This window comes from Aneurinibacillus danicus (genome assembly GCF_007991215.1).
Taxonomy (GTDB): Bacteria; Bacillota; Bacilli; order Aneurinibacillales; family Aneurinibacillaceae; genus Aneurinibacillus; species Aneurinibacillus danicus.
Map to the genome: position 1 here is coordinate 1 of NZ_BJXX01000106.1, position 17,799 is coordinate 17,799.

Annotated in this window: 18 protein-coding genes; 5 read left to right on the forward strand and 13 right to left on the reverse strand. The window is 49.8% G+C overall.

From position 1 onward, the window contains the following. The first annotated feature begins 130 nt into the window (after positions 1–130). Complete coding sequence (locus ADA01nite_RS11895) at positions 131–1,246, forward strand: L,D-transpeptidase (RefSeq protein ID WP_146810187.1); 1,116 nt, start codon at positions 131–133, stop codon at positions 1,244–1,246. 123 nt (positions 1,247–1,369) lie between these two features. Here the strand turns inward: ADA01nite_RS11895 and ADA01nite_RS11900 are convergent, their stop codons facing one another. The 4 genes from ADA01nite_RS11900 to ADA01nite_RS11915 form a co-directional block, all read right to left on the reverse strand. After that, positions 1,370–2,017, reverse strand: coding sequence for a response regulator (locus ADA01nite_RS11900; RefSeq protein ID WP_146810188.1), 648 nt, complete (start codon positions 2,015–2,017; stop codon positions 1,370–1,372). A gap of 23 nt (positions 2,018–2,040) precedes the next feature. Next, positions 2,041–3,135: a HAMP domain-containing sensor histidine kinase gene (locus tag ADA01nite_RS11905; protein ID WP_246147313.1), complete on the reverse strand. Its 1,095-nt coding sequence runs from the start codon at positions 3,133–3,135 to the stop codon at positions 2,041–2,043. A 12-nt stretch (positions 3,136–3,147) separates the two neighbouring features. Beyond that, positions 3,148–3,963: a cell wall-active antibiotics response protein LiaF gene (gene liaF, locus ADA01nite_RS11910; RefSeq protein WP_170230249.1), complete on the reverse strand. Its 816-nt coding sequence runs from the start codon at positions 3,961–3,963 to the stop codon at positions 3,148–3,150. 280 nt (positions 3,964–4,243) lie between these two features. Next, the gene (locus tag ADA01nite_RS11915; protein ID WP_170230250.1) at positions 4,244–5,719 is read right to left on the reverse strand and encodes an alkaline phosphatase family protein; all 1,476 of its coding nucleotides are present in this window, start codon (positions 5,717–5,719) and stop codon (positions 4,244–4,246) included. Positions 5,720–5,852: 133 nt separating this feature from the next. Between ADA01nite_RS11915 and ADA01nite_RS11920 the strand changes: the two genes are divergently transcribed. From ADA01nite_RS11920 to ADA01nite_RS11935, 4 genes are read left to right on the forward strand one after another with little or no spacing between them, the layout of a single operon-like run. Beyond that, positions 5,853–7,043: an HlyD family secretion protein gene (locus ADA01nite_RS11920; RefSeq protein WP_170230251.1), complete on the forward strand. Its 1,191-nt coding sequence runs from the start codon at positions 5,853–5,855 to the stop codon at positions 7,041–7,043. Further along, positions 7,040–7,804 carry an ABC transporter ATP-binding protein gene (locus tag ADA01nite_RS11925; RefSeq protein ID WP_146810192.1) on the forward strand — a complete coding sequence of 255 codons (765 nt, stop codon included), beginning with the start codon at positions 7,040–7,042 and terminating at the stop codon, positions 7,802–7,804. The genes ADA01nite_RS11920 and ADA01nite_RS11925 overlap by 4 nt, the downstream gene beginning before the upstream one ends. Next, positions 7,797–8,951: an ABC transporter permease gene (locus ADA01nite_RS11930; RefSeq protein ID WP_246147314.1), complete on the forward strand. Its 1,155-nt coding sequence runs from the start codon at positions 7,797–7,799 to the stop codon at positions 8,949–8,951. Before ADA01nite_RS11925 ends, ADA01nite_RS11930 begins: the two co-directional genes overlap by 8 nt. Positions 8,952–8,964: 13 nt before the next feature. Further along, positions 8,965–9,651: a TetR/AcrR family transcriptional regulator gene (locus ADA01nite_RS11935; protein WP_246147315.1), complete on the forward strand. Its 687-nt coding sequence runs from the start codon at positions 8,965–8,967 to the stop codon at positions 9,649–9,651. Positions 9,652–9,674: 23 nt separating this feature from the next. Here ADA01nite_RS11935 and ADA01nite_RS11940 read toward each other — a convergent pair whose 3' ends face one another. From ADA01nite_RS11940 to queD, 9 genes are all read right to left on the reverse strand, one after another. Continuing rightward, positions 9,675–10,403: a pseudouridine synthase gene (locus tag ADA01nite_RS11940; protein WP_146810193.1), complete on the reverse strand. Its 729-nt coding sequence runs from the start codon at positions 10,401–10,403 to the stop codon at positions 9,675–9,677. Between the two features lie 34 nt (positions 10,404–10,437). Then, positions 10,438–11,856: an RsmF rRNA methyltransferase first C-terminal domain-containing protein gene (locus ADA01nite_RS11945; protein WP_146810194.1), complete on the reverse strand. Its 1,419-nt coding sequence runs from the start codon at positions 11,854–11,856 to the stop codon at positions 10,438–10,440. Positions 11,857–11,929: 73 nt separating this feature from the next. After that, entirely contained in the window at positions 11,930–12,274 is a 345-nt protein-coding gene (locus ADA01nite_RS11950; protein ID WP_146810195.1) for a hypothetical protein, read from the reverse strand. Between the two features lie 75 nt (positions 12,275–12,349). Then, positions 12,350–14,875, reverse strand: a complete 2,526-nt coding sequence (locus ADA01nite_RS11955; protein ID WP_146810196.1) for a PBP1A family penicillin-binding protein — start codon at positions 14,873–14,875, stop codon at positions 12,350–12,352. A 159-nt stretch (positions 14,876–15,034) separates the two neighbouring features. Continuing rightward, positions 15,035–15,241, reverse strand: a complete 207-nt coding sequence (locus tag ADA01nite_RS11960; protein ID WP_246147316.1) for a YqgQ family protein — start codon at positions 15,239–15,241, stop codon at positions 15,035–15,037. An 11-nt stretch (positions 15,242–15,252) separates the two neighbouring features. Then, positions 15,253–15,684, reverse strand: coding sequence for a preQ(1) synthase (gene queF / locus ADA01nite_RS11965; protein ID WP_246147317.1), 432 nt, complete (start codon positions 15,682–15,684; stop codon positions 15,253–15,255). A gap of 4 nt (positions 15,685–15,688) precedes the next feature. Next, the gene (queC, locus tag ADA01nite_RS11970) at positions 15,689–16,378 is read right to left on the reverse strand and encodes a 7-cyano-7-deazaguanine synthase QueC (protein ID WP_146810225.1); all 690 of its coding nucleotides are present in this window, start codon (positions 16,376–16,378) and stop codon (positions 15,689–15,691) included. 25 nt (positions 16,379–16,403) lie between these two features. Further along, positions 16,404–17,129, reverse strand: coding sequence for a 7-carboxy-7-deazaguanine synthase QueE (locus ADA01nite_RS11975; protein ID WP_146810197.1), 726 nt, complete (start codon positions 17,127–17,129; stop codon positions 16,404–16,406). Then, positions 17,122–17,601 (reverse strand): 6-carboxytetrahydropterin synthase QueD, encoded by a 480-nt coding sequence (gene queD / locus ADA01nite_RS11980; protein WP_146810198.1) that lies wholly within the window; start codon positions 17,599–17,601, stop codon positions 17,122–17,124. Before queD ends, ADA01nite_RS11975 begins: the two co-directional genes overlap by 8 nt. Positions 17,602–17,799 lie beyond the last annotated feature (198 nt).

The window sequence follows — 17,799 nt, forward strand, 5'->3', positions numbered from 1 at the left end:
AAAATCCTCTCCTCATTCTTTCTTCTCTTTTCCTTCGTACCACAAAAGTCAGCCTCTTTCCCATCATTTTCATGTCGGGGTTACGGCTGAGACGCCATGGTGGTTTTGTTCCTATAAAGGGGATAGAAGAATGAAAACAATCATCAAAATCATCAGTATATTCCTCGTTTTCTTTTACTTTCAATTTTTTCCGCAGCAGCGTGTAGAAGCACCGCCCGGGCAGGTACCAGAACCTTTTTATGAAGTGGTGGGTGTACCGACAGGCCAGACACCTGGGCAACTGCGTGAGCAATTGCACCGCTACATCAATAAAAGAAACTATCCTCCGGGCAAGGTGCCAATCATTGTGGGTGTTCCACAGGTTCGTTTTATTCCTGTTTATACGCCGCTTCCTTTCTATCAACCAAATTCGCTTTCATATATTGCCTACAATAGCGGGGAAGAGATGACGTTTTTTGATCCGAACTGTCTCTGCGATAATAACCCCGAAGTAAGACGTATAAAGAAAAAAATCGCGCTCCAGCGCAGCAGTCTTGAGAAACTGCTCGTCATGCGGAGCGCGTTATACAATTACTATTTATATAACAGGAAATTACCGGAGACGCTGTCAGAATTAACAGGCCCATTTCCAAAAAACTATCTGTCACAAATTCCATTCAGCCAACCAGTACACAGCGGAACTGTTCCTGCTTTGGAGAATACGGGGATTATCTACCAGCCTGAGCTTCTTCAGCCGGGGCAGGTGTGGCAGACAATGGATGACGTGCTGCGCATAGGCGGGATGCCTGAGCCGAGTATAGCATTGGAGCCGCTTGAGGTCGTCGTCTACCAATCTTCGTTTCGCATGATTGTATATAGCGGCCCGTATACGGTACGCTCTTATTACATCGGTTTGGGGGCAGAGCATCGCACACCCGTGGGCGTCTATTTTATTCGCTTAAAAGTCAGTGAACCGCTATCCCAGAGCAAAGTATACGGCACCCGTGGTCTTGTACTAAGCGATACGGATTACGCCATTCATGGAACGAATAACCCCAAGTCCATCGGCAAATCCATGTCCAAAGGCTGCGTACGCCTGCATAACGTTCAGGTGGAAGAACTGTTTAGCATGGCTGCTCTGGGAACAAAAGTGACCATTACCGAAGGCGCGGCCCCCGGCTTCCATCAGCCCAACGCTCCCCTCTTCCATCTGAAAGCGCGCAAAGACGAAGAAAACCCACACCAAGTCTATTATTGGAAGCACTAAAACAATCAGGGCACTTCTTTCCAGTTGAAGAAAATGCACGAATATCTTCTCTATTCAATGATACGCGCACTTCTTTCTGTGCGCCTTTAACTTCTCAGTCCAGGCACAGAAGAAGCGTGCGGATTATTTACTGATTCCATGTCGGTGCGCATAAATCGCCGCCTGCGTACGATCTTCTACGCCGAGCTTGCTCAGAATGTTGCTGACATGCGTTTTGACGGTTTTAATGCCTATATAAAGCTCATCTGCAATTTCTTGATTCGATTTCCCCTGGCCCAGCAAGCACAGTACCTCAAGTTCACGATTGGTACACTGTTCATGAGGAGGTGCTTCTTCCGTCGTCCGCTGACGAAAGCGTGACATAATTTTTCCGGCCACCTGTGCTTCTAACACCGGTTGCCCGCAGTACGCCTGACGAATGGCCTGAGCAATCTCCTGAGCGCGGGCCGTTTTCAGAATGTAGCTGAATGCTCCCGCTTCAATTACCGGATACACTTTCTCGTCATCGATAAAGCTCGTTAACACAATTACCTTACCCTCCGGGTGAATGAGCTTCATCCGCCGGGTCGTCTCAATTCCATCCATGCCTTCCATCACCAAATCCATCAAGATGACATCCGGTTTCGTCTGCTCGGCGATTTTTAGTCCTTCTGCTCCGCTGCATGCTTCACCGACGACTTCGATCCCGTCTTCTGTCGACAAAAAAGCAACCAAGCCCATCCGTACCATCTCATGGTCATCAATCAATAACACTTTAATCGCTTCACTCATGCTATCTCCTCCGTCTTTCATCCCTATCCGACAAACGGAACGGTCACTTCGATCATCGTACCATGGCCCGGAGCCGAAGATACGACCAGCACACCGCCGATTTCCGCCACGCGCTCCTCCATCAGTTTCATTCCATAGGACGAGGACTTCTTCTCTTCTCCTTCCGCAAATCCGATGCCGTCATCCGTTATCCTAAGTCGCATCTGATTCTGCATCTTCACCAGTTTTACTTCCAGTTTGGTTGCCCTGGCATGACGCAGCGCGTTGGATAACGCTTCCTGTAAAATGCGGAACAGATGGTCCTCCATTCCCTTCGACAAAGAGGGAATGTCATCAATCTGCCAGGATAATTCGAGAGAATGCTTTGTTTGCAATTCGATAAGCAGCCCCTCAATTCCTTCACGCAGAGACTTCCCTTCCAACTGCGTCGGCCTCAGATGCAGAAGCAGGGCGCGCATCTCGGACTGGGCGGCTGCCGCCATCTCTTCCACCAGTTCTACCTGCCGACTCGCCTTCTCCGGATTCTGGCTTAATGTCCGTCTGACCGCTGCCATCGTCATCGAGATAGCAAACAACTGCTGGCTCACCGCGTCATGTAACTCTCGTGCCAGGCGCTGCCGCTCCTCGTTTACTGCTGACTGCTTGACCTGTTCCGTCAGCTCTGCGTTATGGGCGGAGAGGCGTTGCAGAGAAAGCACCTGCTGCTGGAAGCGAATTGTCATCTCGTTTAACCTCTCACCAAGCAGGCCAACCTCATCTTCTCCGAGATACGGTACCCGTGTAGATAGATTGCCTCTCTCAATCAACATTGCCGATTGCAGAAGAATTTCCACTCGTTTTTTCATTAGGTTTCCATAGATATATCCAGCGCTCGTTCCGACGAGTGCCGCCACCAGGCACAAAAACAGAAGCATAACGAAAGCGAACAAAATGCCCGGAAACATAGGAAAGTTCCAGCCAAGCTTGTCAAGCACCCACTGCTTCAACGTCGGCACGCTCGTCATCTCATACCAAATAAAGCAAAAAATAACACTCCCTGCGGTGACGGCACCCACGCTGCCCCACAGAGATTGCCGCATAAATTGCCACTGGATGTTGGTCAGCCTACGCTCTGACACTTTACTCCTCCCCTACAACTGAATGACATCGATATCACCGATGAGCAGGCTCACTACGAGCCGCACCCGCTTGCTCGAATCAGGGTAGCCCGAAGTTGCAAGGGTCATGCTGCGATTAATTCCTCCCTGCTTATTTCCGAACACATCAATATCACCGAAATTAATGCTTGCCGTCAACGAAATATCGAGATCGTACGGCACGTAAATGTCCACATCTCCAATCCATCCATTAATGATAATGACGGTTTCGCCATCGGGAATGTATGCACGTGACAGATCAATTTTTACATCACCGATGCCATGCCATACATTCATGTCCTGCAATTCCCAACGGCTCCCCGTCAAAAACAAATTACCGATGAGGGAGTGCTTATGCTGGGGTGAATGGAGCGAATATCTGCTCATGAACGGTTCCTCGTATTCATTCGCCCTTTTCGATAGGCCCTCCCGCTCAGTCACAGGCTCAGATTTTTCACTATTTTGTGCCGGTTTAGACGGCGTTGCAATCTCGATTTCTTTGTTTTTTCCCTTAATTAAACGGTAGCCGAAATAAATAAACAGCAGAGAAAGCGTCAATCCAATCACTCGTCCCGGATCGATGCCCAGCCAGTAGGAGAGGAACCCGGTTCCTCCGATAAACAGAAAAATACCGCCACCTACCCGCTTACCCCGCTGCAATGATTTTAGACCAAAATATAGAAAAAGAAACGGAAAGAGACCCGCCGGGTTAAAATCTTTCAGTCCCAGCATATCAAATAAAATGCCGATGCCGGCAAAAATAATCGCAATTCCAAACAAGTACGAAAACAAACGCGATCCTCTCGCCACTTCTCCACCTCCCTTGCTATATAGATCAATCTTACTATATATCGACATTCTTTTTCTTTCTTCATCTTAGCCAGCTTTCTTCGTCCGAAAAACTGGCTTTAGATTGGTTTTCCTCTCCGTCTTAAGACGGAGAGGAACTTTCATGCAATAAAAAAGACAGGCGCACTTACTCCTCCCAAGAAACATCTCTTTTGAGCACTCCGTTTATTTCTTGATATCAGATAAATGGAGCGGCTCAGCAAACACAACAGAGAAGGTGCTGAGAGGATTGGCTTCAGGTTCAGCAAAGGTCTCGCAGGATATAGGATTTTATATCGACAATACGCGGTTTGGAAAACCGGTCCGGCGATTCATCTGTGATAATAAGTGAAACGATAGAATCCATCTCATGCAGTGATCCGTGACTCGCACCGCCGCGATGAACCGGATCGCTCGGCGTAAAAAATTCACACCCCGGCTGTGCCGTCGCTACAATCACCTCCCCTTCCTGCGCATACAGCGCACCGTATAAGCGGGAGAAAAGATCCGGATACCTGCCAAAAGATATTACGGGAGTACCATCTTCGGGATTTTCTCCCAGTACGGCATCGATTATAGAGAAATCCCCTTTAGCTTTCCATTGTCTTCCATACTGGTCGTGTATATCCTGTCCCGGTGCAAAAAAAAGCGTCTGCCCACCATGCCCGATCCACACTCCCCTCCCCTCCTTCCATGCCAGAATATCGATTCGCAAATCCATAAGCAGGCGCTTCACCGTTTCCTGCTGAACCCCTTCCTTCAACGGATAAAAATAGCACATTCGTTCATTATTACAAATAACAATATCGTCTATCTCAGGCTGTATGTTCTCCGCACGGGCTATTTTCATCCCAAGGAGATGCTGCTCCACATTGATAGTCGCTTCCTTCTCAATGCCAATCTTCGTCTGTCCGTGATCCCCCACTACAATGAATTTGCACTGCTTAAATGCTTCATCTGCATTGCCGAAGCTATCTAGCAAGCGTTGAATATACCGATCCGCACGGGCAAGAATCTGCGGACCGCGTTCGGGGTTCCGGTGATAAGCATAATCCATATCCGGCATATAGACAAACGTAACATGTGGAAGCTTGCCTTCTCTAATAAGCTTGCATACCGCATCAACAGCAAACCGGTCGTTTAGCCCGTACTTATGAAAAATAGTATGGCTAAAATTCCAGCGCAAAGAACGTAAGAAAGTAGAGTCGATAAACTTTCCTACCGTACAAATCTCAGGACCGCTAACCTGTGCAGACAAAAGGCCCGCAAGAAACAATTTGGACAACCCCGGCTTTTGTACCCGATAATAATGCGGACCACGGTGCGCCGCAAAATTGAAAGACGCTGATGTTTTTCCGCGCCGGGTTACTTCTTCAAACAGTGTAGAAACATCTCTGCTCATATGCTTTTCGTTCATTTCAATCAATACGTCCTGCGTGCACTTTTTTACTCCTATCCGCCAGACCGATTTACTGCCGTTAATATAATTTACGATCCGTCTTTCTTTTCGCGAATACCAGACAAGTCCAGGAATTCGGTGCTCTTCCGGATATACGCCGGTGATCAATGAAGCATCCACACTTGCTGACATCGTCGGAAAAATAGTTGCACAGTTGTTCCAGTAAGCACCGCGACTCATCATAAGTGAGAGCGCCGGCACAAGCTCTCTCTCCTGTGCTTCACGCAGAATATGTGGCATAAGTGAATCAATCAGAATAAGAACAATTTTTTTACCCACTACGCACCCACCGCCTTTTTTTTTCATTATGTTCATTCCCTACTCTTTCTATTTACATCCCTTTCCTTTTATTGTAGATTATGAAGTGAGTAATCACTCACTTAATTGCATAGAGACAAAGGGGGAGGAAATAATGAGAAATATCCCAATCTGCTCGGTGCTGGGCTTTCTGCTTATCTGCATGGGATGCGGACAGCAGAGCCAGCCAGCCGTCTACTCAGGAACAATTGAAGGAAAAGAGATTGCCGTACAGAGCGAATTAGGCGGCATCGTAAAGAGCATGACTCTCGAAGAAGGAAGCAGGGTAGAAAAAAACCAGAAAACAGCCGAGCTCGCATCCGAAGAATACAGGCTGCGCATCGACGAAGCGAAAGCAATGGCGGATGCTGCGAAAGCCAAGCTGGATGAAGCCGGGGCAGGCAGCCGAACGGAGAAAATCAGGGAAGCCGTGGCCAAGGTGGAGCAGGCACAGGCATTGAGTGAGCAGGCCTCCTCCAAAACCCGCACGGTTGAAGCGCAAATGTCTGTTCTTGCAGCCAACAAGGCACAGCTTATGAACAAGCTCGAAGGCGCACGAAATACGCTCGCCTATCAGCAAAGCCGCCTGAAAAAAGCGGAAACACTCGGGCAAGCGGGTGCCATTTCCGAGCAGGAAATCGAAACGCTGCGCGAGACGGTAAATCAGGCACAGACGATTGTTTACGATATCGAAAAGCAAATGAGTACGATCGATGCACAAATGAATCAGACACGCCAGGAGGAAATAGCCGGGAAGGCAGCGCAGGCCTCGGCTGAGGCAGGCGTAAGGGCGGCACAGGCCAATCTCGATTTATTGCGGGCCGGCGATACCAACTACACGCTGCGCGGTCTTCTCGCGCAGAAGGAAGCGGCGGACAGCAAACTCGCTCAGGCCAAACTTCTTCTGGGCAAAACCATTGTCCGTGCTCCGGAAACCGGAACCATCCTGCGCAAGCACGTAGAAGCAGGTGAAGTGATCAAACCGGGTGCCACACTTTACACACTTCTAAAAAAAGGAGAGCTCGAAGTTGTCGTCTATGTGCCTGAAGCATCGCTCAACCAAGTGAAAACTGGGCAAAAAGCATTCGTCCGCGTCGATGCCTATCCAAACCGTTCTTTCTCCGGCACCGTGACCCGCATCGCCAGCCAGGCCGAGTTTACGCCTAAAAACGTACAGACACCCGACGAGCGAACCAAAATGGTATTTGCCGTCACAATTAAGCTAACAGACGGGCTAAATGAACTAAAACCTGGTATGCCGGCCGACATCACCTTCGCACAAACGAAAGAAGGTGCGCGTCCATGACTGCGGCGATTTCATGCGAAAATCTGACGAAGAAATTTGGTGCATTACTGGCAGTCGATAACGTCTCCATGACGATTCCGAAGGGAAGCATCGTAGGCTTTCTCGGACCGAACGGCTCCGGCAAATCCACTGTTATTCGCATGCTGAGCGGCATTTTGACTCCTACATCAGGAACAGGTCAGGTGCTCGGCTACAATATTCTCACCGATTCCGAGCGCATTAAGCACCATATCGGCTACATGTCACAGAAGTTCAGTCTGTATGAAGAGCTTAGCGTAAGCGACAACCTGGATTTCTATGCGGGCATCTACGGATTGAAAGGAGAGTCGGCGAGAAAGAAAAAAGCGGAATTGATTGATATGGCCGGATTGACCGGGCGCGAAAAACAAATTGCCGGCTCCCTGTCCGGCGGCTGGAAACAGCGGCTGGCCCTCTCCTGCGCACTCCTGCATGATCCGGAAATTCTTATTCTTGACGAACCGACCGCAGGGGTTGATCCGGTCTCACGCCGTATCTTCTGGGAGGTCATCCGGGAGCTTGCCAAAAGGGGCATCACCGTTCTTGTCAGTACTCATTATATGGATGAAGCGGAGACGTGCGATTTTATCTATTTTATTTTCTTCGGTAAACTGCTCATCTCAGGAACGCCGCTTGAATTGAAAGAACAGGCCAAAGCGGCCACGCTTGACGACGTTTTCATCGGTCTCGTTGAATCGCAGGAGAATAATTTGCTGCGCGGAGGTGAACTGCCTCATGCCTGAACGCATTATCAAACGGTTCAGTTGGTCGCGTCTGCGTGCCATCATCGTCAAAGAAACCCGGCAAATCCGTAAAGACAGAGCCAGCATGGCGATTGCCATTATGATGCCGATTATGATGCTTCTCATGTTCGGCTATGCCGTTAATACGGATGTAGACCACCTTCCTACCGCCGTATGGGATCAGGCAAAGACGAAAGACAGCCGGCAGCTCATCACACACTTTACCAATACGCTGTACTTCGATCACGTGTATAATGTAGAAGGGTACAGGCAAATGCAGCAGTTAATGGACGAAGGAAAAATTAAGGTCGGGATTGTCATCCCGTCCGAGTACAGCTATAAGCTGGATAAGGGGGAAGAAACATCGGTTCAAATTATCGTCGACGGAACCGATCCGAATGCGGCGCGCACAGCGCTTGCGAACGCGCAGCTTATCGTCCAGAATAAATCGTTCTCCCTCCAGCAGGATTTTCTCTCTGCACAGGGTATAACAGAACTTACGCTGCCGCTTGCAGCCGAGACCCGTGTTCTGTACAATCCGAACATGAAAAGCCTCCTGTTCAACATCCCGGCGCTTATCGGATTGATTATGCAAAACGTCACGGTTATTCTGACGGCGTTCGCGCTCGTGCGGGAGAAAGAACGGGGGACGATGGAGCAGCTTATTGTGACCCCAATCCGTCCTGTCGAGTTAATTCTCGGTAAGCTGGTGCCTTATGTCGGCATCGGGGCGCTATCGTTTACGATTGTACTCGCCACCGGCGTCGTCTGGTTCGGCGTACCGGTCAAAGGCAGCTACACGCTGTTATTTATGCTCAGCTTTCTGTTTCTTGTCACAACGCTTGCGATCGGCATTCTTATCTCTACCATATCCAAAACCCAGTTGCAGGCGATGCAACTCGCTTTTGCGACAATCCTGCCAAGCGTCCTGCTGTCCGGATTTATTTTTCCGCGGGAAACAATGCCGTCTGTGCTGCAATGGATTGGCGGCGTTATTCCGCTCACCTACTTTTTGGAGATTTTGCGCGGAATCTTCTTGAAAGCGATCGGGGCGCGCGAACTATGGCAGGAAACCATGGCGCTTGGTGCTTTTTCCTTCCTGCTCTGCCTGTTGGCTGTGACGCGCTTCCGCAAAAAACTGGAATAGAAAAGGTGATAGTGTGGCTCACGAACATAAGCCGCTGTTTGATGAAGCGATTCAGGAAATGCTGAACTCGCTCAAAACCGAGGATGAGATGACGGAGAAACAGCGCCGCATTATGGAGGCGGCCATTGCGCTGTTTGCCGAGAAGGGGTTCCACGCCAGTTCCACAAGCGAGATCGCCCGGCGGGCCGGCGTGGCCGAAGGCACAATCTTCAAGCATTTCAAAACGAAAAAGGATTTGCTGTACGCCCTGATCGGCCCTATGTTTATCAAGTTCGCCTCGCCCCTGATTTTAAAAGACGTTAAACAAATTATCAACGAGGATTTGCCCGCCGAAGAGGTTATCCTCAAACTGTACCGCAACCGTCTTGCATTGCTGGAAGAGAATTGGCCCCGCATGCGCATCGTTCTGCAGGAAGCGCTGTTTCACCCGGATATTATGAACGCCCTGCTGGAGAATCTGGTCAAGGATGCCAGAGGCCTGGCTGAAGCGTCCGTAAAGAATCGGATTGAGCAAAGTGAATTCCGCCCGCTTCCGGTGAAAGCGATCACCCGCGCCATCTTCTCTACGATGCTGGGATATGTATTTTTCAGCAAGGCGTTTCCCGATGAATATGCAAACGAAGATAAAGACAAAGATTTGCGCGACGCCGTCGATATCCTCATGTACGGCATCGCAAATAAACGCCCGGATAGCCTCTAAGCCATCCGGGCACCTTTTTTCTTTTACTTCTCCACACTTTGTTCCGCAGAACGAAGTAACTCCAACTCTTCTTCCGCCAGTTCACGATATTCGCCCGGCTCCAGATCGTCGTCCAACTCCAAACCGCCCATAGCAAGACGCTTTAAATAGGTCACCTTTTTCCCTACCGCTTCAAACATGCGCTTTACCTGATGATACTTGCCTTCATAGATGATAAGCTCTATCTCCGAGACGCTTCCCTGGGTAAGAATCGTAAGCTCGGCCGGCAGCGTTTTGTACCCGTCGTCCAGCGTGACGCCTTTGCGGAATGCCTCCCGGTCTTCTTCTGTCACCCGTCCCTCGACCTGTGCAAAGTAACGCTTGGGAACATGCTTCTTCGGCGATAACAGCTCATGCGCCAGTTTGCCGTCGTTCGTAAGGAGGAGCAGACCTTCCGTATCTTTATCCAGCCTTCCGACCGGAAACACATCAAACGCGAAAAATTCAGGAGCCAGCAAATCAACAACCGTCTCTTCTACCGCATCTTCCGTAGCTGAAATCACACCCTGCGGCTTATTCATCATTAAATAAACGAACTCGCGGTAATGGACCACTTCCCCGAAGATTTCTACTTCCTGCGCGTCCGGATCAACATGCACACTGCTGTCTTTAACCGGCTTGCCGTCCACTTTCACCGCTCCGTTTTTGCACAGTTTTTTAATCTCTTTACGCGATCCGTATCCCATGTTAGCCAATAGCTTGTCCAGCCTCATCCTCGTCCACATCCTTTATATCTCTATGCTGCCCCTATGCACCGTCCATCCAGCGCCATCCTGCCGGATACATATTTTTCAGCATACCGCCAGCACCTTTGGCCCACCCAAGCGGAAAGCCGTCTACACAGACAAGGTTCCATCCTTTTTCCGCCTGGCGCATGAGCGTTTCTCCTTTTAGGTATCGGATTGTATCCGACTCATCCGGCGCGAAATTGACTTTCTGCGCTGCATTCTCGGCTTTAAGTCCCATCGCGAACGCCTGGGACGGTTCAAATCGTTTCTTTTTTATTGTCCCCAGCAACCATCCTTGACGGGCCAGGCGCAAAGACTGGAGTCCGGGGAGATCCTGCGGCGAGAGAAATACACGATCTTCATGCATCGTTAAAATAAAGCCGTTGTCTTCCAGTCCTTTCCATTCCGGAAGCGTTTCTTTCACAAAAGTATAGAAATCGGCCAATTCCTTCTCCTGCGTCTGTTTTGTTCCTACAGGTTTCGCAAGTATCATAGAGTCCCGTTCCGAACTCTCTTTGTCCCCTGCTTTTTGGAGCAGTGCGACATAATGCCCTTCGCCGCTGATACGGTGCGGCCAGAGACGTGCCGTTCCACTAACCAGCCTATTGGCCTCCGCATTCTGTGTCCATTCCGGTCGTCCCTGCTCCCAACCTTCATGCATCGGTATGGGCACGATGGAAAAGTCCGGCTGTTCCATCAGAAATTCTGCAATCATGCGCTCGTTTTCTTCGGGCGCAAATGTACATGTGGAGTACAGCAATCGTCCGCCCGGGCGCAGCATACGGGCCGCGTCCTGAAGAATCGTTCGCTGCATCCCGCAGCATGTCTCGATCACAGCTTCACTCCAGCTTTTCACCATATCCGGCTCTTTTCGAAACATGCCTTCCCCGGAACAGGGCGCGTCCACAAGGATTTTATCGAAGTATCCGGGAAACACCTTGGCGAGCCGGTCGGGTGTTTCATTGGTAACGACCGCATTGCGAATCCCGTATAACTCTACATTCTTCACAAGGGCTTTGACCCGGTTCGGGTTGCTGTCATTCGTCACCAGAATGCCCTGCCCCTGCATGGCTGCAGCCAACTGCGTTGTTTTGCCCCCCGGCGCTGCACACAAATCCAACACTCTCTCTCCTGGACACGCGTCCAGTACGGCGGCCGGAGACATGGCGCTCGGCTCCTGGATGTAATACAAGCCCGCATGATAATACGGATGTTTCGCAGGACGCAGGCTCTCGGAATAATAAAATCCGTCTTCCGTCCATGGAACCGATTCAAGTTTCCAATCCACACGTTTAAGAAACGCCTGCGGTGAAAGCTTTAGCCTGTTTACGCGCAGCCCCTGGCGGCGCGCTTCTGTGTACGAAGCAAGGAAATCCGTATACTCTTCTTCACCTAGCAGGTGCTTCATTCTCGCTGTAAAAGCTTCAGGGAGGCTCATAACCGTCTATATTCCTCATTTCCTTCGATTTTCACAGAAAAAAGGGAGCTATGCTCCCTTTTTCTTCTATGTCTCAGTCGTCAGCTCCAACCTCTTCTTCTTGCAATTCTTTAGGGTCGCCCTCATACCAGTAATCCAATACGCGCGCTTCCAGCACTTTACACTCAATGTAATGGATTTGTTTATCGGTGAACAAGTGTTTCCACTCGACTTCCAGATCTTTTGCGAGACGGACAACCGTCAGGAGTTCTTGCCATGCCACATATCGTTTATACCAGAAGAACTGAGGGTGCTCATTCATATACGGATACAGGTCGTCAAACTCTGTATGTTTACAATCCAGCGCACGTTCAAAATGTGTTTTTGCATTGGAAATTTGCTCTTCAAAAAAACGGGCTATGTCTCGACTCGTGGTCATAACAACCCCTCCTTTATCTTCTCCTTGCTCTCCATTATAACAAATCCTGAGACGTTTGCCGACTTTTCTTTACAGTTACGGATTTGTGACTCCCGATTGTCCTCGTCCGTTACCTCTTCCCGGCCGCTCATCATTTTGTTCTGGCGGCGCCACTCCTCTGCCCGAAGAAGCCGGTTGGTTCGGATCTGCAGGATTTATCTGATCCGGATTCTGCTGGTTCGGATCGGTCGGATTCGGATTATTTGGATCCACCGGCTGATTCGGATTGTTCGGATCTGCCGGGTTCGGGTTATTTGGATCCACCGGCTGATTCGGATTATTCGGATCTACCGGGCTCGGATTTGTAGGATCCATCGGCTGATTCGGGTTGTTCGGATCGGTTGTATCCGGCTGCGGCTCCGGCATCGTTATGGTTGCCATATTGGACATGTTTCCTTCCTCGCCGGTTTCCGCATTGTACGGCACGACCACATACGTGTACATCTTGCTCGGATCGAACGCATCCGTATATCCAGATGATCCGGTCTCGGCAATCAGCTCTTTTTCGGCCGGCGAACCAAGGAAACGGTACAGACGATATTTAATTCGATTATCGCTGCTGCCGCCCCAGTTAATCTTTACGTTCTGACCGGTCTCATCCACGGTCGCGGTCAAATCGTTGATGGACGGAAGCGATACAGGTGGCTCTACCGGTTTAACGCCTTCCGGACGTTTGAAGTCCTTGCGTTCCTTGCCTTCCATTGCTTTGCGCATAATGCGGCTGAACAGCTCTGCCGGTGCGCCGCCCCCGGTTGTACGCAGATAATGCTCATCATCTGTTTTGTCGAAGCCCATATAAATCGCTCCGACATAGTCCGGCGTATAGCCAACAAACCAGGCAGTGCGGTTTCCGCCGGAGACATTATCGCTATCGTACTGCTGTGTACCGGTCTTACCGGCAAGCGGATAACCGAAGCGGGCATTTTTACCCGTTCCTTCCTTGACAACATTCTCCAGCATTTCAGTCATATAATAAGCAGTTTGCGCACTGACAACCTCCGTCTCCTCTTTCTTCTCTTCCACAATAACGGTACCGTCACTTGCGGTTATGCTTTTAATGACATGGGCTTTATTCATTTTGCCTTCATTGGCGAATGCCGTGTATGCCTGCGCCATTTGGATAGGTGAAGCACCCTTCTTCATACCGCCTAGTGCAATGGACAGATTGTTTTCATCCCCGGGCGCTAATGGGATGCCAAACTTCTTCAGGTAACTAACCCCTGTAGATAGGCCAATTTCATTCAGCGTCCACACAGCAGCCGCATTGCGGGAATCCACCAGCGCCTTATTCATGGTAATGCTTCCCGCATAGCCTTCATTTCCGTAGTTTCTTGGCGTCCAATTGCCGTATGATCTCTTTTCATCTTTTACTATAGAGTACGGAGTCCAGCCCTTCTCCAGTGCCGGAGCGTAATCTACAAGCGGCTTAATGGTCGAGCCCGTAGGATGAGGCACTTTGGCCCGGTTCCAGTTGCCTGTCTCGTAGCCACGTCCACCTACCATGGCAGTAATGCCTCCAGTTTTCGTTTCCATAATAACCATGGCGGATTGCACTTTATCTCTCGGTCCGTCTTTCGGGAAGTTGCGGTCTCTTTCATATTCCTCGAACATAGCTTTCTGGGCATTGCGGTCCAGATACGTATGGATCTGGTATCCACCCTGGTACAACTGGTCACCCGTAACGCCAAGCATATCTTCCGCCTCTTCGACCAGATAGTCAACGTATGCCTGGTAGGCCTTGTTCGTACCCTTCTTCGGCCTCTCAATCGTTTTCAATTTTTCTTTCTTGGCCTTCTCCATCTGTTCCTGCGTAATGTACCCATTCTTCTGCATTAATGACAATACAAGGTTGCGTCGTTTGAGCGCGTTCTCCGGATTCTTGCGCGGCGAATACGTATTCGGCGCTTTCGGCAAAGCGGCCAACGTCGCTCCTTCCGCGATGGATAATTCCGAGACATCTTTGCCAAAATAGTACTTGGAGGCCGTTTGCACACCAAACACACCTTCACCCGCATAGAAAACGTTCAGGTACATCTCAAGAATTTGCGGCTTTGAACACCTGCGTTCTAAATTCAGCGCAATCATAATTTCCTTCGTTTTACGCATGAAGGTTTTGTCACGGGACAAGAAAACATTGCGCGCCAACTGCTGGGTAATCGTACTTGCCCCTTCGGCTTTGCTACCGCTCACAATGTCTTTAATAATCGCACGGCCAATCCCGATCGGGTCAATGCCGTTGTGGTCATAGAAGCGATTGTCCTCGGTAGCGATGAATGCGTCTACAACGTGCTTTGGTATTTTATCAAATGTTACTTTCTCTCTGTTTTCCGCTGCGGACAGCTTGGCAATCGGGTTGCCATCCGCTGCATATACAGTTGATGTTTCCATCAGATCCAGCTTTTTCTCATCAATCATCTGGTTTCCGGCCACATACAGCGCCGAACATCCCCCGATGCTCAACAGAAAGAAAAGTGCAGTCATCAGAAGAACGATGCCCCAGGGACCCCGTTTCCAGAACGACTTTCTCTTCTTTGCTGGTTTTCTCGCCTGTCGTTTTTCCATGTTTCGTTTAACCCCCTAGAATGTGCAGAAGGATAACAACACTACATAATAATACACATATTCATACAGAGCAAAACCGCAAAAAGTTGCAAAAATTCGCCTACTTTCCTCCTGTTTGTCAAAATGAAAAAAGAGCCGTTGCGCAGGCTCTTTTTCTCTTTATTGGTCTTGATAGTTCCGTTTCGCCTGTTGTAGGATCGTCATTGCGGCACGGAATTCCGCGATATCGATCATCTTCTCCTGGTACAACTCACGCAGTTCCTCTTCCCACATCTCATAATCGGCTAGCCTGTCGCCCATATAGATGACAATGCCGAACCGGCGAAGCAACGCTTTCACATCAAGAATGGTTTTCATTTCATCCATCGAATGGATCGCTACCCTTCATATCCTTCCTTACGGTATTCTACAACAACTTCCGTTCCGAGTCCACCGCGGGCATTCCACGTCGCTTCTACGCGCATGTAAAGCGGATCGGCCACCCGCACGAGATCTTCCAGAATTTTGTTGGTCGCATGCTCCTGGTAAATACCAACATTCCTGTAAGAAGTAAGGTAAAATTTCAAAGATTTCATCTCGATTAATTTTTCGTTCGGGACAAAAATAATCCGAATGTCAGCAAAGTCCGGCAGCCCTGACCACGGGCATACCGAAGTAAATTCGCTCGTCGGAATCGTTACTTCTGTTTTCTTGCCTACATATTCGTACGGAATGGTTTCGAGGATATCTTCCATAATGGCGGAACGGTCCTGAATATCAAAACGGATTTTATTGTATTTGTCGTAATTGTGCTCTGTTTGACTCATCATTCATTCATCCTTTCTTATAGAAAATAGGGTCTTTGGCTCCGGCTTCTTCAAACCCTTTCAGCCGCAGACGGCAGCTGTCACACTCGCCACACGCTTCGCTGCCCCCTTGATAGCAGGACGTACTAAGTTCATACGGCACACCAAGCTTGAGTCCCCATTCAATCGTTTCCTTCTTCGATAAGTGCGCGAGCGGTGCCTCGATACGAATGCCTGCACCGGTAACGCCCGCTTTTGTGGCCAGTCCGACCGTCTCGTTCATCGAGCGGATGAACTCCGGACGACAATCAGGGTAGCCGCTGTAATCCACGGCGCTGACACCGATGTAGATTACTTCCGCTCCTATTGTTTCTGCATAGGCTGCAGCAAGCGAGAGAAAAATCAGATTACGCGCCGGAACATACGTGGGTGGAATATCTTCGCTCTCTTCGCCATTCTTCTTTCCGACCGGCACATCAATTCTCTCATCTGTCAACGCGCTGCCTCCAATTTGTTTAAGAAAATCCAAATCAACAATCCGATGGTTCGGCACGTTATAGAAAGCGGCAATCTTTTTCGCCTGCTCGACTTCCCGACTATGGCGCTGCCCGTAATGAAACGTAAGCGGATACGTCTCAAATCCCGCCGCTTGGGCAATGCCCATACAGGTCGTACTATCCAAACCGCCGCTCAACACGACGACCGCTTTTTTCGGCATCATCCTTCCCTCCTCAACTATATATCTAAACCCCTCTTGTCTCCGGGTCCCAAATGACTTTATGGATCTGTATATTCAGCCGGGCCCTGCCTTCCTGGGGCCGATAGCGAAGCAGAAGCTGTACAAGTTCCGCAGGTGGCATCGTCTCCCATACCGGGCTGAACAGCGCAGTGGCACGAGTCGGATAACGTTCCAATATATCCAATGCATGGAAAAAATCAGCTTCATCCCCAACCACAAACTTGACTTCATCCTGCGCCCCTAAAAGCGAGAAATTCGGCAGATGCATCCTCGCCGTCTCCCCGCTGATAGGCAGCTTATAGTCCATCACAAACCGTACTTTGTCGGATGCGGCCTCGTCTTTTTCGCGTAGCGCGACAAATGGAAACAAATCCACGGCTCCGTTTGTTTCGATATGGATGTCCCATACTGAGGACAGGTGCGCCAGATGATACACAAGCGCAAGCGATTTATCGCCATGCATTAACGGCTCGCCACCGGTCAGGCAAACGACGCCGTGGCCGTAAGACTCCACCCGCCTACTGATCTCATCAATGGTAGCGGTAAATTCCGGCTTCTCCGGCGCGTAGCTGTATGGCGTATCGCACCATGTGCAGCGAAGATTGCAGTTGAACACGCGCACAAACGTAGTCGGGTACCCGGTCATTTTCCCTTCGCCTTCCACCGTCTCGAACAGCTCTACCATTGGAAGCTTCCACTCTTTGTTGTAAAGCTCGGTGATACTACTCATCGCTCTCCATCCATTCCCGCTTTAGTGTCGCATAGCTGGTCGGGGTTTCATAGAGGACGAGCTCTTCAAGCCGTGTACCACGCTCTCGAAAGCCCCGGCGGACAATCTCCTGGTCCAGTTGCTCCCATATCCAAACAATCATATTCTCCGCCGTTGTGTTCATCGGCGGCAGTACTTCGTTCAAATACTTATGGTCAAGCTGCGCTTTGATGGTATCTTCATACATTTGCTTGATCTCTCCAAAGTCCACGCAGATGCCAATGTCATCGACAAAACCGCTCACGGTAATCACCAGTTTATAGGTGTGTCCATGCAAGCTCTTGCACTTGCCTTCATATAGGTGAAGGTGGTGTGCGGAGTCAAACGTAAACTCCTTGGTCAGCGCCACGCGACGGCTGTGGTAGCGAAGCTGCTCCGGCTGAATGTCTTCGTGTATACGCTGCACTTTACGTGGAATTTCAAATCCGGACATAATGTTCCCTCCTATACTCTGGTTGCAGGCGAACCCCGGAAAAGGAAAAGGGCGCCCAAAGCGGCGCCCCGTGCTCTGTCTCCATCTACAAGTAAAAACAAAAACCCCCTGCACCAGGGGATAAAATAGACAATACTCCGGTGGTGTTTTTAACGTTGGTTTCGCCACATAACAACGATTTATTCAATTGTACCTAGG